The following is a 26,917-nucleotide window of genomic DNA, read 5'->3' as shown; positions in this document are numbered from 1 at the left end:
CGGCCTGCGCTGCTTGCGCGGGCAGCTTCCCGAGGTGGTCGAGGTCTTTGCGGGCCTGGCGGATCGCCGCGTCAGCGGCGGCCGGGGACCGCTTGCCCTTCGGCATCATCTGCCACCAGGAGTGCAGGCAGTTCCACATGGTGCGGGCCGCGTGCGCCTGATCGTCCATGACCTGGATCTCGGCAGGCGACAGCGCCAGACGGGCACGGTGCCCGAACTGCCGCTTCTCTGTGCCGAGTTCCGAAATCATGCGATCACTCTATCGTTTGGTCCATGTCACCAAGGTGGAATCCGAACCCCGACGTACGCACCGGCCGTCACGTCGTCTACAACCTGCACGTCCACTTGGTTTTCGTCACGAAGTACCGGCACAAGGCCATGACGGACGCCATGCTGACGCGATGCGAAGAGATCATGCGGGAGGTATGCGAAGACTTCGAGGCCGAGCTCAAGCAGTTCAACGGCGAGGACGACCACGTTCACCTGCTCGTGCACTACCCGCCCAAGGTCGGGCGGCCGAGGACATCGACGGGTCGAAGACTGCCACGTTCGGGCCGAGATCGACGTCCCCGGGTCCGGTGGCGACCGGCACGACCTGGAAGCGCTGGGCCGCGGTGCCGTTGCAGGTGTACTGGACCAGCTGGACACTGTCGGCCGTCGAGGCGGCCGGGACGTCGAGGCACTTGCCGCTGTGCCGGCTGACGAAGCGGTAGGCGCCGCCGCCCTCGTCGACGGCCTGCCACTGCTGGTTGCCGCCGCCGCCGTACGTCCACAGGTGCACGGCCGCGTTGTCGGCCGTGGACGTGTTGCTCACGTCCACCACCTGGTTGCCGTCGTTGCGGTTGCCGATCCGCACGAAGCCGTCGCCGGTCGGTGTGAAACTCCACTGCTGGGCGGCGCTGTTGTTGCAACCGTACTGCTGCACGGCCGTGCCGTTCGCGGTCGCGGCCGATCGCGCGTCCAGGCATTTGCCGCTGCCGCTGTTCACCACCGTGGACCAGCCCGCAGGCAGGGCGGCGACGGCGGCCGCCGCGGACCGGGCCGGCGGGGTGGCGGCCCGGGTGGGCTGGACGGCGGTGAGGACCGAGGCGGCGCAGGCCGCGGCGACCGCGGCCGACAGCCAGGGTCCGGCGATCCGGATTCGGGAGCCGGCCGGGGACGGTGCCGCGGTCATCGGGTCACCGTCCACTTCTGGTTGGCGGCTCCGGTGCAGGTCCAGATCTGCAACCGGGTGCCGTTGGCGGAGCTGTTGCCCGTGGCGTCGAGGCATTTGTCCGCCTGCGGGTTCACGATGTCGCGCGCCGCGCTGACCGCCCACTGCTGGGCAGCCGTACCGTTGCAGTCCCACAGCTGGGTGCGCGTGCCGTCGGCCGTCCCGCCCGAGGCCACGTCCAGGCACTTGCCCAGCGCCCGGATCGTGCCGTCGGAGCCCACTGACCAGTTCTGCGCCGCGGTCCCGTTGCAGTCGTAGAGCTGCACCGCCGTACCGTTCGCCGTGTTGGCCGCCGCGACGTCCGCGCACTTGCCGCCGAGGCCCGTGATGGTCCCGCTGCCCGTCGGCGGGGCGGGGTCGGTGGTGACGCGGACGTAGTCGACCAGGAGCTGCTGGGGGAAGGCCGTGCTGCCGTCGGGGTCTCCGGGCCAGTAGCCGCCGACCGCGAGGTTGAGGATCAGGAAGAAGGGCTTGTCGAAGACCCACTGCCGGCCGCCGAGGTCGGCGGGGGTGCGCCGCTGGTACACGGCGCCGTCCACGGACCAGGTGACGGCGTTCGGGCTCCAGTCGACGGCGAAGGTGTGGAAGGCGTCGGCGAACGCCTGGCCGCCGGGCAGGGTGTACCCGGCGCCGATGCCGCCGGAGCCGGAGTACCCGGGACCGTGGAGGGTGCCGTGGACGGTGGACGGTTCGAAGCCCACGTTCTCCATCACGTCGATCTCGCCCGAGGCGGGCCATCCGACCTGGCCGATGTCCTGGCCCAGCATCCAGAACGCGGGCCACATGCCCTGCCCGCGCGGAACCTTCATCCGGGCCTCGACGCGCCCGTACGTCGTGGTGAACCGGCCGGAGGTGTTCAGCCTGGCGGAGGTGTACTCGCACCTTCCGTACCAGCACTGGTAGTTGTCGGAGTTCTCCCGGCGGGCGGTGATGACCAGGTGGCCCTGCCCGTCGAGGGCGGCGTTGCGGTTGCCCGCGGTGTAGAACTGCCGCTCGTGGTTGTTGACGTTGTCGCCCGTCTCGATCTGCCACTTCCCGCCGTTGACGGCGGAGCCCGCGGGCCCGTCGAACTCGTCGGAGAACGTGACGGCGGCAGCGGCGGCCGGAGCGGGGGCGGGGGCGTTCACCGTGGATACGCCCTGCGCCGGTCCGGTGGACAGCGACGCGAGGGCGAGGACCGAGGCCAGGGACAGCAGCAGGCGCCGGGGGAAGCGCGGGGAGTCCATGACTCTCCCTTCCAGGAGCATGGCGATCTGCGCAGCTCAGCATGCGCATGACATCTTCAGACGCCATGCGGAACCGTGCGACTTCTGCGCCGACCGGGGGTGGGGGGATGCAAGCGGAGCCGGGAGGTGCTTAGTTCACTACGTGATTTAAGAAGTGAACAAAATTCCTGTCAAGGGTGGGGGCGCATCACATTTCATGAAGGCGCCCGCCTCGTGGGGCCTATCCGTTGTCGCCGATGCGTACGAGCGCGAGGGTGATGTTGTCCGGGCCACCGGCCTCGATGGCGGCCTTCCACAGCTCGAAGGCGGCCCTGCCGTCGTCGTGCACCCTCAGCACGCACTCGATCTCCTCGTCGGGCAAGGGGTCGGTGAGCCCGTCGCTGCACACCAGGTAGCGGTCGCCCACGGAGAGCGCGAAGGCCGCCACGTGGGGCGTGACCGCGCCGAACGCCCGGGTGCCGCCGAGCGTCTGCGTCACGGCCGATGTGGTGCGCCGGCCGGGCTCCGGAGGCGGGCTGTCGTCCACGCTCACCTGGCGGAGTGCGCCGCGGGACGCGTCGTACACCTTGCTGTCACCGACGTTGAACACCAGGAGCGCATCCGCCAGGACGAGCGCGCCCGCGACCGTGGTTCCCATGGTCACCAGCTCCGGGCGCCCGGCGGCCGCCGAGTACACCTCGTCATTGCACAGGTCCAGAGCGTCACCGAGGGCGCTCGCGCCGTCCAGCGAGGGCCCGAGCGAGGAGAGCCGCCGGACGGTCAGGGCGCTGGCCACCTCGCCGGCGGGCTGCCCGCCGAGCCCGTCGGCGACCGCGACGACCAGCGGTCTGCCCAGCGGGAACACGAGGGTCTGCGGGGTGTCCGTCACGGTTCCGCACAGCGTCCACGGTCCCACGACCAGGCTGTCCTCGTTGTGCTCGCGAACCAGCCCGGCATGACTCAATGCGGTCACCGCTATGTACGGCACCCCTCCATTGTCGCGCCGACCCGGCCACTACGACGGACCCGTCGGAAACCAGCCGAAACCGAGAGCCGCCGCTCCGCCCCGGCCCGGCCTCCCCCAGGGGCCCGCACCGGGTGTCCGCCGGGCCCTGACGGCACGTACGCGGGAGCCGTCCGCCGTACGACGGGGCGGGATCACACATCATTTCCGGACAGGACCGTCAACGGTAACTCGACTGTCACGTCCGCATCATGACCTGTTGTCAAGACCCGTGCACGGAACCGATAGGATCCCGGGCTGTTGTCCAATGATCTTTCGTTTTCGATCGTTTGAGGGTTCTGATGGTTCGAGAGGGATCGTCGCCCGGAAGTCCAGGGCCCGCCACACCCGTCGTATGGGCGCTGCCCGTCCTGGTGACCGCAGCGGTCGCAGCGGCCGCCGTGGCCGTGGTGTCCGCACCTGCCCGTACCCCCGTGGCCTGGATCGGCGCCGCGGCCTTCGTCGCGGTCGCCCTCGCCTGTGGTGAGGCCGCCCGGCGCGGCAAGGCGGTGGCCGCACTGCGGGCGACCGTGGCCGCGCAGGAGGCGGCGCTGGCGCGACAGCAGGCCGAGACCGTCCGGCTGGCCGGGACTCTGCTGCCCGACGTCGTGGAGCGGCTGCGCAAGGGTGAGTTCCCCGAGGACGTGCTCACCTCCCTGGAAGACCCCGGCATCCACCAGCCCGGTCTGGCCCCCGAGTTCAGGAACGCCCACCACGCCGTGCTGCGCTCGGTGCTCGACGCGGTGGTCGCGGAGGAGGACCTGCGCGACTCCGCACAGCGCGCCTTCGTGAACATCGCCCGCCGCGTCCAGGCCATCGTGCACCAACAGGCCCAGGAACTGCGCGAGATGGAGGACCGCCACGGCCAGACCCCGGCCGTCTTCGGCGACCTGCTGCGGCTCGACCACGGCACCGCCCTGATCGGCCGGCTCGCCGACTCCATCGCCGTGCTCGGCGGCGCGCGGCCCGGCCGCCAGTGGAGCCGGGCCGTACCCCTGTACAGCGTGCTGCGCGGCGCCATGTCCCGGATCATCGACTACCAGCGCGTGGAGCTCCACTCCGTCTCGCAGGTCGCCGTCGTCGGGCCCGCGGTCGAGCCGCTCATCCACGCGCTGGCCGAGCTGCTCGACAACGCCACCCGTTACTCCCCGCCCCAGACGAAGGTCCACCTGACCGCCGTCGAGGTGAACTCGGGCATCGCCATCGAGATCGAGGACGGCGGCCTGAGCATGAGCGAGGAGGCCCGCAAGCGGGCCGAGCGCATGCTGCGCCAGGCGCAGGCGGGCATCGACCTCACCGACCTGGGCGAGACTCCGCGCCTGGGCCTCGCGGTGGTCGGCCGGCTCTCGCAGGCGTACGACTTCCGCGTGTCGCTGCGCTCTTCGGCGTACGGCGGTGTGCGCGCGGTCGTCGTCGTCCCGCAGGGCCTGATCACCACCATCACCAGCGCCACCGGCGTCGCCCACGGCATCGGCGCCTCCTCCGGACCCCGGACGGCCCCGGACCAGGCCGCCCCGGACCAGGCCGCCCCGGACCAGGCCGCCCCGGACCGGGCGGCCCAGGCACCGCGGCTCCCGCGCCCTGCCACGGGTCCGCAGCTGCCGGCGGCCACGGATGCCGACGCGGACGCGGCCGACGAGGTCCCCGCCGTGACCGAGCGGACCGCGAACGGGCTGCCGCAGCGCCGCCGCAAGGTCCGCGCCACGGTGCCCGCCGAACCCGCCGCCGTCCCGGCCACCACCCCGGCGGCCGCCGCCGCGGCCCCGGAACCGGCGGAAGCACAGCCGGGCCTGTGGCTGGCCGCCTTCCAGAGCGGCCTGTCCGGGGACAGCCAGACCACTGCAGGGCAGAACACAGACGTCTCGCCGGCCTCGGCGAGCAAGGGGGAACAGCCGTGAGTCAGCAGCAGACCAATATGGACTGGATGCTCAAGGACCTGGCCGAGAGCGTTCCGCAGACCCGGCACGTCATCGTGCTCTCCGCCGACGGCCTGCGGATGGCCCAGTACGGTGCGGAGACGGACACGGCCGACCGGCTCGCCGCCGCCTGCGCCGGCCTGCAGAGCCTCGCCGGCGCGGTCGCCTCCGAACTCCCCCACAGCAACGGCCGGATGCGGCTGGTCGTGATCGAGATGGACGGCGGCTTCTTCTACCTGATGGCGGCGGGCGCCGGGGCCTACCTGGCGGTGCTGGCCGACGAGGGCGTCGACGCCGGGCTGATGGGCCAGCGCATGCGCGACCTGGTGGCGCGGATCGGAGAGCACCTCAGCAGCCCGCCGCGCAGCGACAGGCAGACCGCGTGAGCCATCCCGGGGGCCGCGACTGGGAGGACGGAATCCCCGAGCGGCTCTACGTCATCACGGGCGGTCGCAGTGGACCGTTAGTCCCCACCGACCTCGACCTGGTCACGCTGATCGTCGCCAGGTCGGGGCCCCGTCCCGGCATGCAGCCGGAGCACGCGGCGATCATGCGGCTGTGCCAGGCCCCGCTCTCGGTGGCCGAGATCTCCGCGTACCTCGGTCTCCCGGTGAGCGTGGTGACCGTGCTGCTCGACGATCTGCTCACCGCGGGCCAGGTGCTCTCTCGCGCACCCGTCACCCGTGCCCAACTCCCCGACCTGGCATTGATTGAGGCAGTGATCGATGGACTACGAAAGCTCTGAGCTGCGCGCGGGGCCGCGGCGCGAGGACATACTGCCGGCCACGGCCGCCGCCGCGGTCAAGGTGGTGATCGTGGGCGGTTTCGGGGTCGGCAAGACGACCCTGGTCGGCGCCGTGAGCGAGATCCGGCCCCTGACCACCGAGGAGACGATGACCCAGGCCGGGGTCGGCGTCGACGACACCGCGGGCGTGGAGCGCAAGAGCTCCACCACCGTGGCCATGGACTTCGGCCGGATCAGCATCAACGAGGAACTGGTGCTGTACCTCTTCGGCACCCCCGGCCAGCAGCGCTTCTGGTTCCTGTGGCACGGCCTGTTCGAAGGTGCGCTGGGCGCGGTGGTCCTGGTCGACACCCGCAGGCTGGAGGTCAGCTTCGACGTGATCGGCCGGCTGGAGGAGCGCGGGGTGCCCTTCGTGGTCGCCGTCAACTCCTTCCCCGATGCGCCCGAGCACCCCCTTGAGGAGCTTCGCAGCGCCCTCGACCTGCCCGCGTCCGTACCTCTGGTCGTCTGTGACGCCCGGCGGCGCGATTCGAGCCGTGACGTCCTGATGACGCTGATGCGCTACCTGCATTCCCTCGCCGTGACCCCGGAGACATCGTGAGCACTCCCCCGAACCCGGCCGTCCCTCCCCCGGGCTGCCCCGCACACCGGCTCTACGGCCCCGAGGCCGAGGCCGACCCCATGGGCCTGTACGAGAAGCTGCGCGCCGAGCACGGCACCGTGGCCCCCGTGCTCGTCCAGGGCGACCTGCCGGCGTGGCTGGTGCTCGGCCACCGCGAGAACCTCGACGTGGCACGCACCCCGTCCCGCTTCTCCCGCGACCCGCGCCGCTGGCGGGACCAGCAGGAGGGGCGGGTCCCGGCTGATCACCCGCTCACGCCGATGACCGCGTGGCAGCCCGTGTGCCACCTGGTCGACGGCGCCGAGCACGAGCGGCTGCGCGGAGCGGTCACCGAGTCCCTGGAGCGCTTCGACCGGCGCGGCGTACGGCGGTACGTCAAGCGCTTCGCGGACCAGCTCATCGACGGGTTCATCGAGTCCGGAAAGGGCGACCTCGTCGCGGACTTCGCCGAGCCGCTGCCGATGCTGGTGATGACCCAGCTGGTCGGGGCACCGGACTCGTACGGTCCGCGCCTTGTCGAGGCAGCCCGCGACATGCTGCAGGGCACTGCGACCGCCGTCGCCAGCAACACGTACGTGACGGAGACGCTGCGCGAGCTCGTGCAGCGCAAGCGGGCGGTGCCCGGCCAGGACTTCACCACGTGGATGGCGGAGCACCCGACGGCGCTGAGCGACGACGAGATCGTGGAGCACCTGCGCCTGGTGATGATCGCGGCGTTCGAGTCGACCGCCAACCTGATCGCGAACACCCTGCGCGTGGTGCTCACCGACCGCCGGTTCCGCGCGAACCTCTCCGGCGGCCACATGACCCTGCCCGACGCCCTGGAACAGGTCCTGTGGGACGAGCCTCCGTTCACCACGATCCTGGGTCGCTGGGCCACCGGCGACACCGAGCTCGGCGGGGCGCAGATCAAGGCCGGGGACATGCTGCTGCTGGGCCTCGCGCCGGGGAACATCGATCCGCAGATCCGACCCGATCTGACGGTGCCCGTCCAGGGCAACCGCTCCCACCTGTCCTTCAGCAGCGGTCCCCACGAGTGCCCCGGTCAGGACATCGGCCGGGCCATCGCCGACACCGGGATCGACTCCCTGCTGACCCGGCTGCCCGATCTGGAGCTGGACGTCCCCGAGGACGGGCTGCGCTGGACGTCCTCTCTCATGTCCCGTCACCTGGTCGCCCTCCCGGTGCGGTTCACCCCGCAGGGCACCTCGGTCACCGGGACCAACCGGGCTCCGGCAGCGGCGCGCGACGCCGTGCCGGAGGCCCCCCTTTCCGGGGAGCGACCCGCTGTGCGGGTGCCGTGGTGGAAGCGGCTGCTGGGCCGCCGCTGACTTTCGCGGGTCAGTCGTCGAGCTGCTGCCACCACCAGGCGAGAGCCGGTACCGGCGGCGGCTCGACCCCCGTGTCGCTGGGGGTGCCGCTCCAGTCGATCTCGAACCGGGCGCCGTCCACCGGCAGTTCGTTGCGGTTGCGCGGACTGGCGTAGCGCGGCGCCAGGCAGTGGTATTCCAGGTCGCCCGCGATCCAGTGCTCCAGCGAGACGAGGTAGCGGCTCAGCTGTTCGCCCGCGCCACGGCCGAGCTGCTCGCGCAGCCGGACGAACAGGCTCACCGTGCGGTCCCGCAGGGCGAACGCGGCGGGCAGCGCCTCGGCCGGGGTGCACCCGTTCCGCGCGGCCAGGACGTTGATGAGGTTCTGCTCCCACGGGACGTGGTGGTCGTCCTTGTTGTAGGAGAACAGGTCGTTGTCGCAACTGACGATGAACCCGGCTGCGTCCGTGAGTGCCTGGACGGGCGCCGAGTAGAGCTCGTCGCCCGGCACGGAGATCCCGTTCGCCACATCGCACCAGGTGAGCGTGAACCGGGTGCCGTTGCTCGAGATCCGCGCCGCCACGAAGTCGTTCAGGCTCGGCATGATGCCCCGCTCGGCATTGGCGGTCTGCCAGCTGGCGCCCGCCACCCAGTCCCGGATGCCCTCGGTGAAACGGCGCAACTGCACGGGAGCGAGCATCTCCCGGGTGCGGGCCGCGAGGTCTTCCAGGGCGGCGGTGTGCGGTCCCGGCGGAAGGAGGCCGGAGCCCGGTGCCTCGACGGTGCGGACCAGCCTGGCGCCGTGGTCCACGACGGAGGCCGTGCTCGACGCACCCGTATTGGAGTCCTGCCAGTCGTCGGCGGAGAAGGCCCAGTAGTTCCACTGGGTGAAGAGCACCATCGGCTCGATCTCGCCGTACGGGATGATCCTGCTGGTGAAGTCGGCGCTGCGGGTGGCCAGCCCCCAGGCCCGCTCGGTTTCGTCCGGGTAGAGCCCGACCGCGTCGATCCAGGTGATGGCCCGCTTCTCGATCTCCGCAGCCGCGGGATGGACGAGGCCCTGCTCGAAGGGGCAGTAGAACGGAGGCAGTTGCCATCCGATGCGGGAGGGACGGGCGCGCTCGGCGTACGCAGCGGGCATCGTCACTTCCCCCCGGCCGACCGGAAGAGCAGCAGCCGGGTCTCCAGCGCGTGGTCGCGCCAGATCCGGAAGAGTTTGCCGTGCGTGATCGTGGACTCCTGGAGCCGCTCTCGCGACCAGCAGGGCTCGGTGCCGGGCTGCGCGGAGCCGCGGTCCAGGCGGTCCAGTTCCGCGGTGTTCCAGGCCATGGACTGCACCCAGAACTCGGCGACCCGGTCGGTGACGTCCTCGTCCTGCTCCAGCTCGAAGCCCGCGGCCTCGGCGGCGGCTATGTACTCGGTGAGGGTGCCCAGGCGCGTCTTGTAGTAGCCGTCGATGAATCCGGTCCACTCCGGCCGGCAGACGAAGTGCTCCTGGATCCCGAACCAGCCGCCCGGCTTCAGCGCCTTGGCGACGACCTGGAAGAGCCGCTCGCGGTCCATGTAGCCGGTGCTCTCATTGGCGTACGCGGCGTCGTAGCGCCGTGCCGTGGTGAAGTCGTGGACGTCGGCGAGCAGCGGGGTGACCCGGTCGGACACTCCGGCCAGCCGGGCGAAGTCGGCGATGACGGGTACGTGGTCCGCGGCGACCGTGAGGCCGGTGACGCTCGCGCCGTGCTCCTGCGCCCAGTACAGCGAACCGCCGCCGACCCCGCAGCCGATGTCGAGGACGCGGGCGGGCGGGTTCTCGTACGCGCCCCAGGTGCGGGCGGCGTGCTCGACTATCGCTTCCTGGGCCCCGACGATGCGGCGCTTGAGGACGCTCTGGGAGACGGTGGTGTTCGGCGTCTCACCCTGGGCGAAGAGCCCCACGTGGAAGTGGACTCGCGGCCCGGGCCCGTATTTGTGAAGGATGTCGGCCGTCTTGCGTCTGTAGTAGAGCGGCACCTGGGTCTGATCGAACGCCTGGCCACCAGTGGGGGGCTGGATGACGAGGTTGCTGTCCATCGGTTCTCCGGTCTTGCGGTCACGTGGGGGTGTTTCTCGGCCGCCCCACTCTGCCCATGAATGGTCGACAAAACGCTTCAACCACCTGGGCCTTGAGCATAGTCACACCTGAAACAGTCACATTTACGACGTACTTGACCGGCCGGGGCGCAATCGCCTGCACACTGCCGCCATGATGTTCGAACTCCCTCCGGAAGACCGGGCCCTGAGCCCGGTCACGGGCTACACCCGCGACCACTGGGAAGCGCTCGCCGACGCACTGGTACGGGCCGCCCGGCGCTGCGCCACCCCGGGCGGGGCCCTGCTCGACCTCCCGGGCCGGCCGTCCTCGTCCGGCACCCGGTCCGACGGCCTGGAGGGCTACGCCCGCACCTTCCTCGCCGTCGCCTTCCGCACCGCCGGGGCGCAGGGCCGCGATCCCCTCGGGCTGCTGGAGCGGTACGCCGACGGGCTGGCGGCGGGGACCCGGACACCCGGCCGGGAGGACGCCGAATCCTGGCCCCTCGTACTCGACTACACCGTGCAGGGGCAGCCGATGGTCGAGGCCGCGTCCGTCGCGCTGGCCCTGCGCCTGACCCGGCGGTGGCTGTGGGACCGGCTCGACGGGGCCGTGCAGGACCGGGCGGAGGCCTGGCTGCGCGGGGCGCTGCGCCACCGTCCGGTCCCCAACAACTGGTACCTCTTCCCGCTGACGGTGGCCGGGTTCCTGGACTCGGTCGGGCGCGGGGACGGGGAGACCCACGGGGCCGTGCAACGCGGGCTGGACCTCCTGGAGGCCTGGTACCGGGGCGACGGCTGGTACTCGGACGGCGAGGGCCGGGCCTTCGACCACTACAACGGATGGGCCCTGCACTTCTACCCGGTGCTGCACGCCTGGCTCGCGGACGACCGGCACCTGCTCGAACTCCTCGGCCCCCGGCTGCGCTCCCATCTGGACGGCTACGGCCTGCTGTTCGGCTCGGACGGTGCGCCGGTCCACTTCGGGCGCTCGCTGACGTACCGCTTCGCGGCGGGCGCCGCGGTCGGGCTGGGCGCCCTGACCGGCCACACCCCGCTCCCGGCCGGCGCCTCCCGGACGCTGGTCAGCGGGTGCCTGCGGCACTTCCTCGACCGCGGGGCACTGGACGGGGACGGGCTGCTTCCGCCGGGCTGGTACGGCCCGCACGAGGCGACCCTCCAGGGCTACTCGGGTCCCGCGTCGCCCTACTGGGCGTCGAAGGCGTTCGTCTCGCTGCTGGCCCCCGCGGACCACCCGTTGTGGACGCGGTGCGAGGAACCGCCGCCGGTCGCGGGCCCCGACCGGGCCCTGGCCCTGCGGGCGCCCGGCCTGCTGATCCAGACCACCGGGGGCGACGGCGGACCCGGAGCCCGAGCCGGTGCGCGCGCCGCAGGGCACCGCGTACACGCGCCGGGCGCTGGTGCCCCGGCTCTCGGGCGGGGCCGACGGGACGGGCACCTTCGTGGCGCTCGCCTCGCTCGGGGCGCAGCGGGACGGCGTCCCCCTGTACGACGTGGCCCGGGTGACCGACGCGGGCCCGGACGGCGTCGAAGTCCGCTGGAACTCCGACGGCCTTCGCACACGCATCGACTTCGCTCCGCTCTTCCTGGTCTCGCGGCCCGTTACGGACGGCGCTCCGGAAGACCTAAGCTCTTGATCGTTCCGGCTGCCAACCGACCGGGTCTCCGCACGACTCGGCAGCCGCGGACACTTCTCCTCCCGTACCGAATGAGTCGAGGGAACACGTGCTCATCCCCATGAACCGACGTCTTGCCGCAAGCGCCGCCCTGCTGGCCGTGGTGGCCGGTGTGGCTCCGGCCACCGCCGCCCACGCCGCGCCGGCCCTCAGCACCGAGGCCTCGCAGGCCGCGCAGGCCGCGCAGCCGGGCCTGCCGGCGCCCGATCTCGAAGCCCTGCTCAAGGCGTTGCAGAACACGACCGACGCCGGCGCGCCCGGCGCGATGGCCCGCATCACCGGCGTGGACGGGGTCCAGAGCAAGACGCTGGGCGTACGCGACAAGACCACCGGCGAGGCCATGGACACCAAGGCCCGGTTCCGGATCGGCAGCGTCACCAAGACGTTCTCGACCGTCGTGCTGCTGCAGCTGGTCGCCGAGAAGAAGATCGAGCTGGACACCGCGGTCAACCACTACCTGCCGGGTCTGCTGCCCGACGACCGGATCACCGTGCGCCACCTGCTGACCCACCGCAGCGGCCTGGCGGACTACACGAACGCCATGTTCGACAAGACCGTCCCCGGCTTCGAGGCGGTCCGGAACAAGGTGTTCGGCTACGACGAGCTGGTCAAGCTCTCGCTGAGCGAGCCGCGCACCACCGAACCCGGCGCGTCGTACAAGTACTCGAACACCAACTTCGTCGTCGTCGGCATGCTCATCGAGAAGGCGACCGGGCGCCCGGTCGCCAAGGAGTACGACCGCCGCATCATCAAGCGCCTCGGCCTGCGCAACACCTCCTACGTTCACCCGTCGACGGAGATCAAGGGGCTGCACGCCCACGGCTACCTGACCCCCGACGAGGCCGGCGCGCCCCTGGTCGACTCCACCGAGCAGACGGTGTCCTGGGCGCAGTCCGCGGGCGCGATGATCTCGAACGCGGCCGACCTCAGCACCTTCATGTCCGCGCTGGTAAGCGGGAGGCTGCTGCCGGCGAAGCAGTTGGACGCCATGCTGACGATGACCCCGACCGACGCGACCAACACCCGCTTCTACGGGCTGGGGCTGCGCCGCTACGACCTCTCCTGCGGCACGTCCGTCTACGGCCACACGGGCACCGTCCAGGGCTTCTACACCTACGCGTTCACCACCCGCGACGGCAAGCGCAGCCTCACCGCGATGGCGAACACCTCGAACCGCGGCCAGGCGAACACCGCCCTGGGCGGGACGCTCGAAGCGGCGTTCTGCGGCAAGAAGCCCGCGCCGGCGACGACCGCGCGCGGCCTCTCCGCCGCCCAGGACGCCCCGGCGGCCTCGGCGGCCCTGGCCCCGGCCGAGGTCGACCTGCCCGAGCGCAACGCGCGCTGATCCACCGGTGGCCGCCGCGGGCATCGCGCCCGCGGCGGCCACGACGGCGGCGGGGGTCACGTCCGTTACGGCGCCAGTTCCCTGGTGTCCAGCGGCAGGTGCCACAGGTTGCGGCGGTGTACGGCGTCCAGCTCGGCCTGGAGCGGCGGCGGAGGCACCGTCAGCACCGGGCAGACCGCGTGGGCCAGGCAGTAGCGGGCCACCGAGGGACGGGCCAGGCGGCGCAGCAGCGCCCGGGACCCGGCGCCCACCACCAGCAGGTCGTCGCCACCCCGGGCGGTGTCCACGAGCGCGGCGCCCGGGGTCGCCCGTACGGTCAGCCCGGCCGGCGTGACGCCCGCCGGGCCGGCCCCGAAGGCCAGGTCCAGGATCCGGCGCAGGCGCTCCGCCGCCGCCTCACGGCACTGCGCGAGCGCCGAGACGTTGCAGGAGTTGCGGCTGCCGAGTTCGCCGCCGGGAGCCTGCCAGGCCATGACCACCCACAGCTGGGCCTCGCGCGCCCGGGCCTCGGCGGCGGCTCGGTGCAATGCGGCCAGACTGCCCGGGGTGCCACTGACGCCGACCACGACTCTGCGCACGACGTGTCTCCTCTCCGCTGAACCGTCCTGGCCGTTCCCATGAAAGGGCCGGTCGCGCGGGTGCGGGCGGTTGCTGACGGCCCTTTGACGCCTCCCCCGGATTCCCTTGCGCCGCCTTGACACGGCGCTGGTCCCGCCCGGAGCCGGCCGTCAGCGATGCGTATGGACTCGGCCGCCCGGCGTATGGGACCCGTCAGGGGATGCAGACCGGCGGGCGGCGACGGGCATAGCTTCGGCGGCACGCCCCGGACCGGATCCCCGCACCCGGGGCGCCGATCACCGGACTTGGTTCCTCTGGGAGGGCCCCATGTGTTTGGTCCAGTACGCCGACGACCCCGAGCCTGAAGAACGCATCCCGGCCGGGCCCCTGTACGTGCCGGTCCGGCCGGGCGGAGCGCAGGTGACGGTACGGATGTTCCGCACCCCGCTCGGAGCTCGTACCGCCGTCGGCTTCACCGGTGCGGACCGGCTCGCCGCCACGCTGGGCGCGGCGCAGCCGTGGATCCGGCTCTCGGAGAGCGCGCTGCGCGCGATGGCCGAGCCGCTCGGGGTGGCCCTGGTGACCGTCGACCCGACGCTCACCGCGCCCGCGGTGAGCACGGCCCCGGGCGGGGCCGCGACCCCGGTCGCGGTCCCCGTACCGCAGGCCACCGGGACGGAGCGATGACCGACACCCTCGCCTGCGCGATCGAAGCGAGCGCCGATGACCTGGCGATATGGCCCGCCTCCACGACGCGGCTCCCGCACGGCGGACTGGCGGTCGGCGGCGTGTCCCTGGCCGAGGTGGCCGAGCGCTTCGACACCCCCGCCTACGTCCTGGACGAGGGCGAGGTGCGCGAGCGCTGCCGTGCCTACCGCGCCGCCTTCCCCGAAGGCGATGTGCTCTACGCCGCCAAGGCCTTCCTCTCCCGCGCGATGGTCCGCTGGGTCCGGGAGGAGGGGCTGGGCCTGGACGTCTGCTCGGCCGGGGAGCTGGAGCTCGCCGTGACCGCCGGCTTCCCGCCGGAGCGCATCGTGCTGCACGGCAACGCCAAGTCGCCGCGCGACATCGCCACGGCCCTGCGCCTCGGTGTGGGGCGGATCGTGATCGACAGCCCGTCCGAGATCGCCCGGATCGCCGCCGCGGTCGGTCCCACGGGGCACCAGAAGGTCATGGTGCGGGTGGTGCCCGGGGTGTCGGCCGGCGGCCACGAGAAGATCCGTACCGGTACGGACGGCCAGAAGTTCGGCCTGTCGCTCACCGACGGCTCGGCGCAGCACGCCGTCGCCCGGATCCTCGGCCAGCCGCAGCTCGAACTGGCCGGCCTGCACTGCCACATCGGCTCCCAGATCACCGACTGCAAGCCGTACGTCACCGCCGTGCGGCGGATGGTGGGCCTGCTGGCCCGGCTGCGCGACCTGCACGGCGTGACGCTCCCGGAGCTGGACCTGGGCGGGGGGCACGGCGTCGCGTACCGGCCGGGCGAGCCCGCCCTCGACCCGGCCGCGCTCGCCCGGCGGCTGCGCGCCGAGCTCACCCAGAGCTGCGCCGCCGCCGGGCTCCCGGTGCCGCGGCTCGCCGTCGAGCCGGGGCGGGCCATCGCGGGCCCGGCGGGGGTGGCCGTGTACCGGGTCCTCGCGGTGAAGCACACCGGCGCGAAGGTCTTCGTGGCCGTCGACGGGGGCATGAGCGACAACCCCCGGCCGGCGCTGTACGGCGTGCGCTACGCGCCGCGGCTCGTCGGCCGCAGGTCTGCCGCCGCGTCGCGCACCACCACGGTCGTGGGCCGCCACTGCGAGGCCGGTGACGTCCTCACCGCCGATGTGGAACTGCCCGGCGACATCCACCCCGGAGACCTGCTGGCCGTGCCGGTGGCGGGTGCGTACCAGCTGTCCATGGCCTCCGGGTACAACCTGGTCGGGCGCCCGCCGGTCGTCGCGGTCCACGAGGGGGCGGCGCGGCTGCTGGTGCGGCGCGAGACGCTGGAGGACTTCCGCGGCCGCGACATCGGCGAGTAGGGCCCCGACGAGCACGTTCGGCCCGCCTCCGGCTCGGGTTTCGGTGGATCCGACGATCCATCAGGTCATCCGTCCCGGACTATTGACTCTGCTTGCAATAGTCGCGATTCTCGACGCGATATTTGCGTGGGACATGACAATTCAAGCCGGAGGGGTGGCCTTGACCAGACACTCGTACACCAGGCGAAAGCCAATCGCGGTTCTGTCCCTGCTCCTCACCGTGCTGGCCGTGGCACTGGGCCCGACGCCCAGTGCCGTCTCGGCCGAGACGGACTGGTGGACCCCGTCCGCGCGGCCCGCGCCGGACGCCGCCGTCAACGTCACGGGTGAGCCCTTCAAGGGCACCGACGCCAACGGCCAGGTCAGGGGCTTCGTCGACGCCCACGACCACCTGATGGCCAACGAGGGCTTCGGCGGCCGGCTCATCTGCGGCAAGCCGTTCTCCGAGGCGGGGGTCGCCGACGCGCTCAAGGACTGCCCCGAGCACTACCCCGACGGCTCGCTCGCCATCTTCGACTTCATCACCAAGGGCGGCGACGGCAAGCACGACCCGAACGGATGGCCGACCTTCAAGGACTGGCCCGCCAACGACTCGCTCACCCACCAGCAGAACTACTACGCGTGGGTCGAGCGGGCCTGGCGCGGCGGCCAGCGGGTACTCGTCAACGACCTCGTCACGAACGGGGTGATCTGCTCGGTCTACTTCTTCAAGGACCGCAGCTGCGACGAGATGACCTCCATCCGCCTCCAGGCGAAGAAGACGTACGAGATGCAGGCGTACATCGACAAGATGTACGGCGGCGCGGGCAAGGGATGGTTCAGGATCGTCACCGACTCCGCGCAGGCCCGCCAGGTGATCGAGCAGGGCAAGCTGGCCGTCGTACTGGGGGTCGAGACCTCCGAGCCGTTCGGCTGCAAGCAGATCCTGGACATCTCTCAGTGCAGCAGGGAGGACATCGACCGGGGCCTGGACGAGTTGCACGGGCTCGGCGTGCGCAGCATGTTCCTGTGCCACAAGTTCGACAACGCCCTGTGCGGGGTCCGCTTCGACGAGGGCGCCCTGGGCACCGCGATCAACGTGGGCCAGTTCCTGTCCACCGGCACCTTCTGGAAGACGGAGAAGTGCGCCGGCCCGCAGCACGACAACCCGATCGGGCTCGCGGCCGCGCCCTCGGCGCAGAAGGAGCTGCCGCAGGGCGTGACGGTCCCCTCGTACGCGGCGGACGCGCAGTGCAACACCCGCGGTCTGACCGAGCTGGGCGAGTACGCGGTGCGCGGCATGATGAAGCGCAAGATGATGCTGGAAGTCGACCACATGAGCGTCAAGGCCGCGGGCCGGGCCTTCGACATCCTGGAGACCGAGTCCTACCCGGGCGTCCTGTCCTCGCACAGCTGGATGGACAACGCGTGGATGGAGCGCCTCTACCGGCTCGGCGGTTTCGCCACCGCGTACATGAGCGGCGCCGAGGGCTTCAGCGCCGAGGCCAAGCGTACGGACGCGCTGCGCGAGAAGTACAACGTCGGCTACGGCTACGGCACCGACATGAACGGCGTCGGCGGCTGGCCGGCACCGCGGGGCGCGGACACCCCGAACCCTGTGCGCTACCCCTTCCGCAGCGTCGACGGCGGCTCCGTCATCGACAAGCAGACCGCGGGCCAGCGCACCTGGGACTTCAACACCGACGGCGGCGCGCAGTACGGCATGGTCCCGGACTGGGTGGAGGACATCCGGCTGGTCGGCGGCCAGGGTGTCGTGGACGACCTGTTCCGCGGGGCGGAGTCCTACCTCCGCACCTGGGGGTCCTCCGAGAAGCACAAGGCCGGGGTGAACCTCGCCGCGGGCGCGTCCGCCTCGGCTTCCTCGGCCGAGTGGAACCCGTTCACCAGCTACGCCCCCGGCCGGGCCGTCGACGGCAACACGGACACCCGGTGGGCGAGCGACTGGAGCGACGGCCAGTGGTTCCAGGTCGACCTCGGATCCGCGAGCCTCGTCAAGCGCGTCACCCTCAACTGGGAACGCGCGTACGGGAAGGCGTACCGTATCGAGGTCTCCACGGACGGCGCGAACTGGCAGACCGCGTGGTCCACCACGACCGGGGACGGCGGCCTGGACACCGCGCAGTTCAACGGCGTCACGGCCCGCCACGTACGCATCCACGGGGTGCAGCGCGGCACGCAGTGGGGGTACTCCCTCCACGAAGTCGGCGTCTACAGCAGCTGACGGCACCGGCGGGTGTCCCGGGGGCCGAGCGGCCTCCCGGGACACCCGCCGCGGTGTCGGTCGGGAACGGAAGGAACTTCATGGCGCGGATGCCTCTGGCCGAGCGGCGCACACAGCTGACCGAGGCCGCGATCCGCGCCATGACCCGCGACGGCGTCGCCCGGACGACCACCCGGTCGATAGCCGCCGAGGCCGGCGTGTCACTGAGCGTCTTCCACTACTGCTTCGACTCCAAGCAGGCCCTGCTGGAGTCCGTCATCGAGACCCTCACCGGCCACTCCGTCACCGGGGTGCAGGAGGCGATCCGGCCGCGGGCCACCCTGCGCGAGACGATCCGGGCCGGCTTCCGGGCCTACTGGGACCACGTCTCCGCGAGCCCGGGCGAGCACATGCTCACGTACGAGCTCACGCAGTACGCCCTGCGCGAGCCGGGGTTCGAGCACCTCGCGCGGCGGCAGTACGAGATCTACTGCGAGACCTACGCCGAACTGATCACGCAGCTCGGCAGCGTCATGGAGTTCGAACTCGCCGTCCCCGTCCCGGTACTGGCCCGCTATCTGGCGGCGATGACGGACGGGATGACCCTGAACCTCCTCGTCCTCGGCAACGACAGGACGGCGGCCGAGGTCCTGGACCTGATCACCGAGCACGTCGTGGGCCTGGTCCGCGAGAAGGCGTAGCGCCGTCGGTCCGGTCGGCCCGGTCAGTCCAGTACCGGGTGGGCCTCGGGGTGGGCGTTCCACCAGTCGCGGTGGAAGGGGTTGTTGTCCACGTTGGCCAGGTAGGCGCGGACCGCCGCCCGGTAGAGGAGTCCCGCCTGCTGCGCGGAGAGCGCCGACCGGTTCCAGGCGAGGCGGATGCGGCCGGTGATCGGGGTGCCGGCCAGCGGGCGCATCACCGTTCCCGGCACCGGTGGGGCGGTGGGCTGGCACAGCGCGATGGCCCTGCCCGCGGCGATCAGGTCGTGCCGCATCTTGCGGTCGGTGATCCGATAGCGCAGCGAGGGGACGAACCCGGCCTTCGCACAGGCCTCGACCAGGGCCTCGGGGCCGCCGTCGTCGTCCTCCACGAGCATCATCCACTGTTCGTGCGCCAGGTCCGCGAGGTCGAGGCTCTCCCGGTCCGCCAGCCGGTGCCCGGCCGACATGCGGATGCAGAACGGCTCCCTGGGGACCAGCGTCCGGGCCAGGACGCCCCCGGGCAGCGGGACCTCGTGCTCGTTCACCTCGCCGTACACGATGACGTCGTACTGGCCCGCGCCGAGCATCCGTACCAGCGCCGTCACCGAGTCCTCCAGGTCCACGATGATCTCGCGGCCGGACAGCGACAGGTCGGTGCTGGCCAGCAGTCCGTCGATCAGCACCAGCAGGATGCAGCCGAGGCGCAGCGGGGCGTCGGCCGCCATGGCGCGCGCCTCCGCGCCGAGCGCGTCCATCTCGCCCAGTACGCGGCGCGCCCTGGCCAGTACGAACTGGCCCAGCGGGGTGGGCTCCACCCCGCGCCGGCCGCGGACGAAGAGCTCGCCGCCGGTGACCCGCTCGATCCTGCGCAACTGTGCGGAGAGCGCGGGCTGGGAGACCCCGAGCCGCCGCGCCGCGCCCCCCAGACTGCCGGCTTCCGCTATCTGGCAGACGGCTTGCAGATGCCTCAACTCCAGCTGCATCCGGGCAGCTTACGCAGCGTGACGCGAGCGCACCATAACCCGCGCCTTATGTGCGCAGGGATGTCCCAATCTCGCCATGTCCACGCTCATACTCGGCGTCGGCGTACGGCCGGATCCGTACGGCCACACCCCCCACTACACGATCGGAGTGGACTCTTGCAGCCCTCCAGATGGACGGCGTCCGTGGCAGCCCTGGCGCTGACCGCGAGCCTCGCCGGTGCGCTGGCCGGTACCGCCTCGGCCGCGCAACAGGAACCGGTACCACCCCAACAGGCCAAGTCCGCCGAGCGAGCGGTGGCCGCCGCCGACGCGGCGGTCAGGAGCGGCCTCGACGCCCTGGTCAACTCCGCCCAGCAGCAGTACGACCGGCGCCTGGTCACCCCCTGGGTCCAGGACCTGTACTCCGTCGCGTACGAGCGCAGCTACCGCGGCCTGCCGGTCGTCGGCGGCGACGCGGTCGTCCTCGCCGACGGTGAGGGCCGGGTACGGGCCGTCCAGTCGGCCTCCTCGACCGCGATCGACGTGGCGACCACCCCGACGGTCGACGCGAAGGCGGCGGAGTCCGCCTCGCGGCGCGAACTGTCGAAGGTCGACGCGGTGCAGGGCAGCCGGCTGGTCGTCAAGCTCAAGGACGACCGGCAGGTCCTCGCCTGGGAGACCACCCTCGTCGGCAGCACCAGGACGGCCCCCAGCAAGCTGCACGTCTTCGTGGACGCCCGCACCGGCAAGGTCGTCGACCGCTACGACGAGGTCGTGGCCGGCAGCGGCAACAGCAAGTGGAACGGCCCGAACCCGCTCACCATCGACACCACCGCCTCGGGCTCCACGTACTCCCTGCGCGACCCGAACCGGACCGGTCTGAGCTGCGCGGACTACAGCAGCGGCACCGTCTTCTCGAAGTCCTCGGACTCCTGGGGCACCGGCAACCCGACCTCCAAGGAGACCGGGTGCACGGACCTCATGTTCGCGGCGCAGAAGCAGTGGGACATGCTGGGCCAGTGGCTCGGCCGCAACGGCTTCAACGGCAACGGCCGCGGCTTCCCGGGCAAGGTCGGCCTGAACGACCTCAACGCCTACTGGGACGGCAGCTCCGTCACGATCGGCCGCAACAGTGCCAACGAGTGGATCGCCGGCCTGGACGTGGTGGCCCACGAGTACGGGCACGCCATCGACTCCAACACCCCCGGCGGCACCAGCGGCCAGGAGGCCGGACTGGGCGAGGCCACCGGTGACATCTTCGGCGCGCTGACCGAGGCGTACGCCAACGAGCCCTCCCCGTACGACACTCCGGACTACACCGTCGGCGAGGTCATCAACCTCCAGGGCCGCGGACCGATCCGGAACATGTACAACCCGCCGGCCGTCAACAACGACCCGGCCTGCTACAGCTCCGCGATACCGGGCACCGAGGTGCACGCGGCCGCGGGCCCGCTCAACCACTGGTTCTACCTGCTGGCCGAGGGCACCAGCCCGGGCGGCGGCAAGCCGAACAGCAGCACCTGCAACTCCAGCACGCTGACCGGCGTGGGCGTGCAGAACGCCGGCAAGATCTTCTACGGCGGCATGCTGCTCAAGACCAGCAGCATGTCCTACAAGAAGTACCGGACGGCGACCCTCAGCTCCGCCAAGTCGCTGGACCCGGCCACCTGCAACCTGTTCAACAAGACCAAGGCCGCCTGGGACGCCATCAGCGTGCCCGCCCAGTCCGGTGACCCGACCTGCACGCCGAGCGGCCCGAACGACGACTTCTCGCTGGCGCTGAACCCGTCCTCGGGCACCGTCCAGCAGGGCGGCTCGGTCACCACCACCGTGGCCACCAGCACCACCACCGGCTCGGCCCAGCAGGTGGCCCTCACCGCCACCGGCCTGCCGGCCGGGGTGAGCGCCACCTTCAACCCGGCCACCGTGCAGTCCGGCCAGTCCTCCGTGCTGACCCTGACCGCCACGGCCAACGCGGCTCCGGGGACGTCCACCGTCACGGTCAAGGGTCAGGGCACGGGACTCGCGCACACCGTGGACTACGCGCTCAGCGTGGGCGGCACCACGAGCGGCCCGCCGGACATCAGCGTGGCGAACGTCCAGGCGCACCTGACCCAGTTCAACACGATCGCCTCGCAGAACGGCGGCCACCGCCGCGCCGGCAGCGCCGGCTACACCCAGTCGCTGGCGTACGTGAAGGGCAAACTGCAGGCGGCCGGTTACACGGTCACCGAGCAGAACTGCACCTCGTGCACCTACCCGTCGAACAACCTGATCGCGGACTGGCCCGGCGGCCCCGCCGACCAGACCGTCATGTTCGGCGCGCACCTCGACGGCGTCTCGGCCGGCCCGGGCATCAACGACAACGGCTCCGGCTCGGCGACCCTGCTGGAGAACGCGCTCGTCCTGGCGCAGAAGAACCCCACGATGACCAAGCACGTGCGCTTCGCCTGGTGGACGGACGAGGAGCAGGGCCTCAACGGCTCGAAGTTCTACGTCAACCAGCTCACCAGCGCCCAGAAGGCCGCCATCAAGGGCTACTACAACTTCGACATGGTCGGCTCGACCAACGGCGGCTACTTCATCAACAACGTCAACTCCACCACCGCCGCCCCCCTCAAGGCGTACTGGACCTCGCTGAACCTCGCTCCCGAGGAGAACACCGAGGGCCAGGGCCGCAGCGACGACTACTCCTTCCAGCAGGGCGGCATCCCCACCTCCGGCTACGCGGCCGGCGCCAGCGCCCGCAAGACCTCCGCGCAGGCCTCGAAGTGGGGCGGCACCGCGAACGCGGCGTACGACCCCTGCTACCACAGCTCCTGCGACACCACGAACAACATCAGCCCGACCGTCCTGGACCGCAGCGCCGACGGCGTCGCCTACGCCGTCTGGAAGCTGGCGGTGGGCGGTGACACCCCGGCGCAGGACTTCTCCCTCGCCACCTCGCCCTCGGCCGGCTCCGCCAACCCGGGCGGCAGCGTCACCTCCACCGTCAACACCACCACGGTGAGCGGCAGCCCGCAGACCGTCGCCCTGTCCGTCTCGGGAGCCCCGGCCGGGGTCACCGCGACGCTCAGCCCGACCTCCGTGCAGTCCGGCAGCTCCTCGACGCTGTCCGTCCAGGTCGGCGCGGGCGCGGCGCAGGGCACGTACACCCTGACGGTCACCGGCTCCGGCACCGTCAGCCACAGCACCACGTACACGCTGACCGTCGGCGGAGGCGGCGGTACCTGCACCCCGCGCCAGGTCGTCGCGAACGGCGGCTTCGAGAGCGGCTCCAGCCCCTGGACCGCCACCTCCGGCGTCATCACCAACCAGTCCGGCCAGGTCGCGCACAGCGGCACGTACATGGCGTGGCTGAACGGCTGGGGCTCCTCGCGCGTGGACAGCGCCTCCCAGTCCCTGACCCTCCCGGCCGGCTGCGCCGCGGGCCGGCTCTCCTTCTACCTGCACATCGACACGGACGAGTACGAGGACGTCGTCTACGACACCTTCACGGTCTCGGTGGGCGGCCAGACCCTGGAGACCCTGTCCAACGTGGACGCGGGCTCCGGCTACACGCTCAAGAGCTACGACGTCTCCCGGTTCGCCGGCCAGACCGTCACCCTGCAGTTCCGCGGTTCGGAGGACCAGTCCCTCCAGACCTCCTTCGTGGTGGACGACGTCACCCTCCAGGTGAGCTGACACCCGGCGCACACCACAGGCAGGCCGCCCGGCGGCCTGGAGCCCGGTCCGGCACCCCGCCGGACCGGGCTCGGCCGCATCCGCTCCGGCCCGGCCGGTGCGCGGGAAGCCCGGGCGCGGTGTATCCAGGAGGCATGGACCATCGGCCGCCGTCCACACGCACCCGCCCGCACCGGGAACCGCGCATGGCACAGGTGGCGGCGCCCTTCGCGCTGATCGCGCTCGTCACGACGATCGACGTCCTGGCTCCGCCCGAAGTGCATCTGGGGCCTTTCCTGGCCGCCGCCCCGGCCCTGACCGCCTCGTTCGCCGGGCCCCGGATGACCGCGTTCGTGGGGGCGGTGGCGGTGCTGGCACAGGTGGTGGTCGCCGTCGCGCGGACCACCCTCACCGACCTGAACCACACCTTCCAGATCATCGCGCTGTTCCTGATCTCGGCCTTCGTGACCTTCTTCGCGCACCTGCGCGAGGTGCACGAGGGGCAGCTCACCCAGCTGCGTTCCGTAGCGGTCGCCGCGCAGCAGGTGGTGCTGCGTCCGCTGCGCGACCGGATGGGGCCGCTGCGGGTGGCCTCCGTCTATCTGGCGGCCGAGGCCGAGGCGCAGATCGGCGGGGACCTGTACGCGGCCGCGCGGACCGAGCACGGCACCCGGCTGATCATCGGCGACGTCCGGGGCAAGGGCCTGGAGGCGGTCGGGGACGCCGCCATCGTCCTCGGCGCCTTCCGCGCCGCCGCGCACCAGGAGAAGGACCTGCCGGGCCTGGTCGCCCATCTGGAGTCCGCCGTCGCCGCCGATACGGCCGAGGCCGAGGATCCGGAGCGGCCCGGCGAGGGCTTCACCACCGCGGCCGTGCTCGACATCCCCGACGGGGAGATGACCCTGCGGGTCCTCAGCTGCGGGCACCCGCCGCCGCTGCTGCTGCGCGGCGGCCGGGTCGTCCCGCTCCAGGTGGACCATCCGGCGCCCCCGCTGGGCCTGACGGAGTTCGTCGACACCGGCTTCGCCGCGCAGTCGTTCCCGTTCGAGCCGGGCGATGTCGTCCTGCTCTACACGGACGGTGTCATCGAGGCCCGCGACGCGGCCGGCAGCTTCTACCCGCTGCCGGACCGCGCCGCCGACTGGCCCGGGGACGGCCCGGACGCGCTGCTGCGGCACCTGTGCGCGGACCTGCTGGCGCACTCGCCGGGCGGCCTCCTGGGCGACGACGCCGCCATGGTGGCCATCGAGCGCCTGGGCGGCCCCTGACGCGCGGCTCAGCCGCCGTCGCGGACCGCGACGATGCCGTTGAACACGCCGACGTAGGCCGTGCCGTCGGGGCCGAGGGTGATCGGCGCCCAGTTGTTGTCGTACAGCGGGCCGGTGCCGGTCAGCTGCCGCCAGCGGCGCTCACCGGTGCGGAAGTCGACCGCGGTGAGGTACCAGGCGTCGATGCCCCAGAAGTTGGGCTCCTTCTCGTAGAAGTAGAGCAGCCCGTTGCCGGTGGAGAGCTTGGGGACGACGGAGGGCGCCCGGACGGCGCTCTCCCACACCGTGTCGCAGCCGCTGCCGTCGGCGCGGACGTCGATGCGGCTGACGCCGCCGACGACCGACTTGCCCAGCAGCAGCGAGGTGGGGTTCTCGTAGCCGTAGTTGTTCTCGACGACGATGCTGTTGCCCCAGGTGATCAGGGAGTTGTCGGTGGTGGAGGCGCCCGCGCCGAAGACGGGCACCTTGCAGACCAGCCGCTGGTCCGCCGGCACGTCCACGCCCCGCCTGTAGACCAGTACGTTCATCCGCTCGTCGGAGTTGTCCGTGATGGCAACGTATCCGTTGCCGAACAGGTCCGGGGTGGTGCCCGAACCCTGGTTCACGGATCCGGGCTTGGTGCCCGTACCGCGGTCGTAGGTCTGGCGCCACTGCACCTCGGGGGTGCCGTCGGCGGTGGCGCGGAAACTGTAGAGGGCGTGGTCGGTGACGATGGAGACCCCGTCCTCGGCGACCGAGAAGGAGTTCTGGATCTCCTCTCCCGCGAGCCGGATCGAGCGGATCCGCGAGGTCGCCGGGTCCACGGTGCCGACGCGGCCCTGGCGGGTGACCCACCAGATGCGGCCGTTCCAGTCGGGCATCACGGAGGTGACGGGGTCGCAGGTGCCGCTGGGCCACAGGTTGGTCCAGGTGACGCAGTCGTGCGGGACCTGGCCGGTGAGGTCCCAGTCGTCGTCGACCGTGAACTTCCAGCTGCCGCCTGTTTCGTCGGGGATCCACGAGTGTTCGAGGCGCAGGATGTGCTGGCGGGAGTCGGCCAGTACGGCGCGGTCCTGGTTGTCCAGGTAGAAGTAGGCGCCGCCCGAGGTGTCCTTGAAGATCTTCGCGAAGTCGAGCGAGGTGATCGCCTCGACGGTCGAGGAGCGCTGTGGGAGCTGGTGTTCCGCGAGCGTGGCGAGCGTGCGGGGATCGAGGAGTTTGACCTTGAAGCCCGAGAAGGTTCCGCACACCGTGACCAGCCGGCCGCCCGAGTCGAAGGTGGCGGTGGCGCATTCGCCGCCGAGGGCGGCGATCTTCTCGCTGGTCACCACCGGGTTCCTGCCGAGGGGCCCCGACCAGGGGGAGGTGGCGCTGCCGGCCGCGTCGGAGTGCATGCCGCTACGACCATTGGGCGCGAGGAAGGGGTGCTGCGGCGGGGCCTCGCCGGGCAGCGGCCTGCCGGCAGCGGGGCTGCCGTCGTAGTGGCTGACGAGGCGGTGGCCGGGGGCCTTGGGTATCTCCTCGGCCTGGGCGGGGGTCATCCCGTACATCGCCGTGAACGCGGCGAGGACCGGTACCACCGCGCAGTTCAGCGCTCTTCGGAACATCCGGGCTTCCTCCATGCTCTTCAGTTCTGTTGACAATGCGTCTGACATCGCGCCGCCGCCAGACGCTAGGTCGCACTGCCCGAGGAGTCCATGGAAGAGCCGGATGATTCACGAAGGCGCAACAGTCGATCAAGCCCCGGCGGGCTAGGGCCTGAGGCCGGATACCACGTTCGCGGTGGCCGTGAGGCCGTCGTGGATGGTCGCGGCCATGCTGCTGCTCGCCAGGTAGAAGCCGAGCAGGACGCAGACGATCGCGTGCGAGAGCTTGAGGCCGCCGCCGCGCAGGAAGATCCAGGCGAGGACGAGGAGCAGGACGACCACGGAGAGGGAGATCACCATGGGGAACACCTCCTTAGCGGCGCCATGGTGGCGCAGGAGGGGCCCGCGCCGGGCGAAACCCGCGTCCGCCAAACGGGTGTTGACCGTCCGTGACGGCCCGCCGCACGTGACGGGTGCGGTGGAAATCCCCGACGGGAAAGACGAGTTCCGGCCGCGCGGGTATTGCCCGGCCGCCCCGCCACGTGCCATATATGTCTAGACCTTTACGAGGAAGCGGAGGAAGGGCGTCCCTGTGCGACACACCGCCGCGAAGGCCCTGGCGGCCGTGATGACCCTGACGGCCGCGACGGCCCTGGCGGCCTGCACCTCCGCCGACACCTCCGCCCCGGCCGCCCCCTCCGGACTCACCGCGCAGGCCGGCAGCGCCACTTCGGTCCACGTCATGTGGCAGTCCCCCGCACCCGAGGACCTCCTAATGCTGTTGTCAAGCGACCGCTGTGACCTGGAGTTCACGTTGGAAGCACTGTCCGTCACGGATGAGGGCCCACAGGACGTTGACGCG

The 26,917-nt window shown here is 71.6% G+C and carries 21 protein-coding genes and 4 pseudogenes; 15 read left to right on the top strand and 10 right to left on the bottom strand.

Annotated elements, in window-relative coordinates; genetic code table 11:
* Positions 1-250, bottom strand: a pseudogene (locus AB0M99_RS34820) (RNA-guided endonuclease TnpB family protein); the annotation flags it as partial.
* Positions 251-273: 23 nt separating this feature from the next.
* Between AB0M99_RS34820 and tnpA the strand changes: the two are divergent.
* Positions 274-507, top strand: a pseudogene (gene tnpA, locus AB0M99_RS34815) (IS200/IS605 family transposase); the annotation flags it as partial.
* Positions 508-514: 7 nt separating this feature from the next.
* On the opposite strand, the pseudogene AB0M99_RS34810 reads toward tnpA, so the two are convergent.
* The 3 genes and pseudogenes from AB0M99_RS34810 to AB0M99_RS34800 all read right to left on the bottom strand — a co-directional run.
* A pseudogene (locus AB0M99_RS34810) lies at positions 515-1,174 on the bottom strand (RICIN domain-containing protein); the annotation flags it as partial.
* Complete coding sequence (locus AB0M99_RS34805) at positions 1,171-2,439, bottom strand: family 16 glycosylhydrolase (RefSeq protein WP_365927725.1); 1,269 nt, start codon at positions 2,437-2,439, stop codon at positions 1,171-1,173. The pseudogene AB0M99_RS34810 and the gene AB0M99_RS34805, both read right to left, overlap by 4 nt.
* 220 nt (positions 2,440-2,659) lie before the next feature.
* Complete coding sequence (locus AB0M99_RS34800; protein ID WP_365927723.1) at positions 2,660-3,406, bottom strand: protein phosphatase 2C domain-containing protein; 747 nt, start codon at positions 3,404-3,406, stop codon at positions 2,660-2,662.
* A 317-nt stretch (positions 3,407-3,723) separates the two neighbouring features.
* On the opposite strand from AB0M99_RS34800, the gene AB0M99_RS34795 reads away from it, so the two are divergent.
* From AB0M99_RS34795 to AB0M99_RS34775, 5 genes are read left to right on the top strand one after another with little or no spacing between them, the layout of a single operon-like run.
* Entirely contained in the window at positions 3,724-5,319 is a 1,596-nt protein-coding gene (locus AB0M99_RS34795) for an ATP-binding protein (protein WP_365927721.1), read from the top strand.
* A gap of 17 nt (positions 5,320-5,336) precedes the next feature.
* A complete protein-coding gene (locus AB0M99_RS34790; protein ID WP_365927729.1) occupies positions 5,337-5,723 on the top strand; it encodes a roadblock/LC7 domain-containing protein in 387 nt (128 codons plus the stop codon).
* The gene (locus AB0M99_RS34785) at positions 5,720-6,082 is read left to right on the top strand and encodes a DUF742 domain-containing protein (RefSeq protein WP_365927719.1); all 363 of its coding nucleotides are present in this window, start codon (positions 5,720-5,722) and stop codon (positions 6,080-6,082) included. The genes AB0M99_RS34790 and AB0M99_RS34785 overlap by 4 nt, the downstream gene beginning before the upstream one ends.
* Positions 6,063-6,683 (top strand): ATP/GTP-binding protein, encoded by a 621-nt coding sequence (locus AB0M99_RS34780; RefSeq protein WP_365927717.1) that lies wholly within the window; start codon positions 6,063-6,065, stop codon positions 6,681-6,683. The genes AB0M99_RS34785 and AB0M99_RS34780 overlap by 20 nt, the downstream gene beginning before the upstream one ends.
* Positions 6,680-8,035, top strand: coding sequence for a cytochrome P450 (locus AB0M99_RS34775; RefSeq protein ID WP_365927715.1), 1,356 nt, complete (start codon positions 6,680-6,682; stop codon positions 8,033-8,035). The genes AB0M99_RS34780 and AB0M99_RS34775 overlap by 4 nt, the downstream gene beginning before the upstream one ends.
* A gap of 10 nt (positions 8,036-8,045) precedes the next feature.
* On the opposite strand, the gene AB0M99_RS34770 is transcribed toward AB0M99_RS34775, so the two are convergent.
* Together AB0M99_RS34770 and AB0M99_RS34765 are read right to left on the bottom strand one after the other, a co-directional pair.
* Positions 8,046-9,155 carry a terpene synthase family protein gene (locus AB0M99_RS34770; RefSeq protein ID WP_365927712.1) on the bottom strand — a complete coding sequence of 370 codons (1,110 nt, stop codon included), beginning with the start codon at positions 9,153-9,155 and terminating at the stop codon, positions 8,046-8,048.
* Between the two features lie 2 nt (positions 9,156-9,157).
* Positions 9,158-10,081: a methyltransferase domain-containing protein gene (locus AB0M99_RS34765; protein ID WP_365927710.1), complete on the bottom strand. Its 924-nt coding sequence runs from the start codon at positions 10,079-10,081 to the stop codon at positions 9,158-9,160.
* 172 nt (positions 10,082-10,253) lie between these two features.
* Between AB0M99_RS34765 and AB0M99_RS34760 the strand changes: the two genes are divergently transcribed.
* Both AB0M99_RS34760 and AB0M99_RS34755 read left to right on the top strand, forming a co-directional pair.
* Positions 10,254-11,840, top strand: a complete 1,587-nt coding sequence (locus tag AB0M99_RS34760) for a DUF2264 domain-containing protein (RefSeq protein WP_365927708.1) — start codon at positions 10,254-10,256, stop codon at positions 11,838-11,840.
* Positions 11,837-13,120 carry a serine hydrolase domain-containing protein gene (locus tag AB0M99_RS34755; RefSeq protein WP_365927706.1) on the top strand — a complete coding sequence of 428 codons (1,284 nt, stop codon included), beginning with the start codon at positions 11,837-11,839 and terminating at the stop codon, positions 13,118-13,120. The genes AB0M99_RS34760 and AB0M99_RS34755 overlap by 4 nt, the downstream gene beginning before the upstream one ends.
* Before the next feature lie 65 nt (positions 13,121-13,185).
* On the opposite strand, the gene AB0M99_RS34750 is transcribed toward AB0M99_RS34755, so the two are convergent.
* The gene (locus AB0M99_RS34750; RefSeq protein WP_365927704.1) at positions 13,186-13,698 is read right to left on the bottom strand and encodes a universal stress protein; all 513 of its coding nucleotides are present in this window, start codon (positions 13,696-13,698) and stop codon (positions 13,186-13,188) included.
* Positions 13,699-14,005: 307 nt separating this feature from the next.
* Between AB0M99_RS34750 and AB0M99_RS34745 the strand changes: the two genes are divergently transcribed.
* The 4 genes from AB0M99_RS34745 (at position 14,006) to AB0M99_RS34730 (ending at position 18,597) form a co-directional block, all read left to right on the top strand.
* Positions 14,006-14,365, top strand: coding sequence for an SAV_915 family protein (locus AB0M99_RS34745; protein ID WP_365927702.1), 360 nt, complete (start codon positions 14,006-14,008; stop codon positions 14,363-14,365).
* Positions 14,362-15,696 (top strand): diaminopimelate decarboxylase, encoded by a 1,335-nt coding sequence (gene lysA / locus AB0M99_RS34740; RefSeq protein ID WP_365927701.1) that lies wholly within the window; start codon positions 14,362-14,364, stop codon positions 15,694-15,696. Before AB0M99_RS34745 ends, lysA begins: the two co-directional genes overlap by 4 nt.
* Before the next feature lie 160 nt (positions 15,697-15,856).
* The gene (locus AB0M99_RS34735; RefSeq protein WP_365927699.1) at positions 15,857-17,917 is read left to right on the top strand and encodes a discoidin domain-containing protein; all 2,061 of its coding nucleotides are present in this window, start codon (positions 15,857-15,859) and stop codon (positions 17,915-17,917) included.
* 80 nt (positions 17,918-17,997) lie between these two features.
* The gene (locus AB0M99_RS34730) at positions 17,998-18,597 is read left to right on the top strand and encodes a TetR/AcrR family transcriptional regulator (RefSeq protein ID WP_365927697.1); all 600 of its coding nucleotides are present in this window, start codon (positions 17,998-18,000) and stop codon (positions 18,595-18,597) included.
* A gap of 23 nt (positions 18,598-18,620) precedes the next feature.
* Here AB0M99_RS34730 and AB0M99_RS34725 read toward each other — a convergent pair whose 3' ends face one another.
* Positions 18,621-19,580 carry a LysR family transcriptional regulator gene (locus tag AB0M99_RS34725; RefSeq protein WP_365927695.1) on the bottom strand — a complete coding sequence of 320 codons (960 nt, stop codon included), beginning with the start codon at positions 19,578-19,580 and terminating at the stop codon, positions 18,621-18,623.
* 183 nt (positions 19,581-19,763) lie between these two features.
* Between AB0M99_RS34725 and AB0M99_RS34720 the strand changes: the two genes are divergently transcribed.
* Both AB0M99_RS34720 and AB0M99_RS34715 read left to right on the top strand, forming a co-directional pair.
* Positions 19,764-23,243 carry a M28 family peptidase gene (locus AB0M99_RS34720; RefSeq protein WP_365927693.1) on the top strand — a complete coding sequence of 1,160 codons (3,480 nt, stop codon included), beginning with the start codon at positions 19,764-19,766 and terminating at the stop codon, positions 23,241-23,243.
* A 185-nt stretch (positions 23,244-23,428) separates the two neighbouring features.
* Positions 23,429-24,490: a PP2C family protein-serine/threonine phosphatase gene (locus AB0M99_RS34715; RefSeq protein WP_365927691.1), complete on the top strand. Its 1,062-nt coding sequence runs from the start codon at positions 23,429-23,431 to the stop codon at positions 24,488-24,490.
* Between the two features lie 8 nt (positions 24,491-24,498).
* Here the strand turns inward: AB0M99_RS34715 and AB0M99_RS34710 are convergent, their stop codons facing one another.
* Entirely contained in the window at positions 24,499-26,019 is a 1,521-nt protein-coding gene (locus tag AB0M99_RS34710) for a hypothetical protein (protein ID WP_365927727.1), read from the bottom strand.
* A gap of 201 nt (positions 26,020-26,220) precedes the next feature.
* The gene (locus tag AB0M99_RS34705) at positions 26,221-26,415 is read right to left on the bottom strand and encodes a hypothetical protein (protein WP_365927689.1); all 195 of its coding nucleotides are present in this window, start codon (positions 26,413-26,415) and stop codon (positions 26,221-26,223) included.
* Positions 26,416-26,647: 232 nt separating this feature from the next.
* Between AB0M99_RS34705 and AB0M99_RS34700 the strand changes: the two are divergent.
* Positions 26,648-26,917 (top strand): annotated as a pseudogene (locus tag AB0M99_RS34700) (hypothetical protein); the annotation flags it as partial.

Source organism: Streptomyces sp. NPDC051183, assembly GCF_040682455.1.
Taxonomy (GTDB): Bacteria; Actinomycetota; Actinomycetes; order Streptomycetales; family Streptomycetaceae; genus Streptomyces.
The sequence above is the reverse complement of the archived record's forward strand: the minus strand, read 5'-3'. Positions and strand labels throughout refer to the sequence as shown.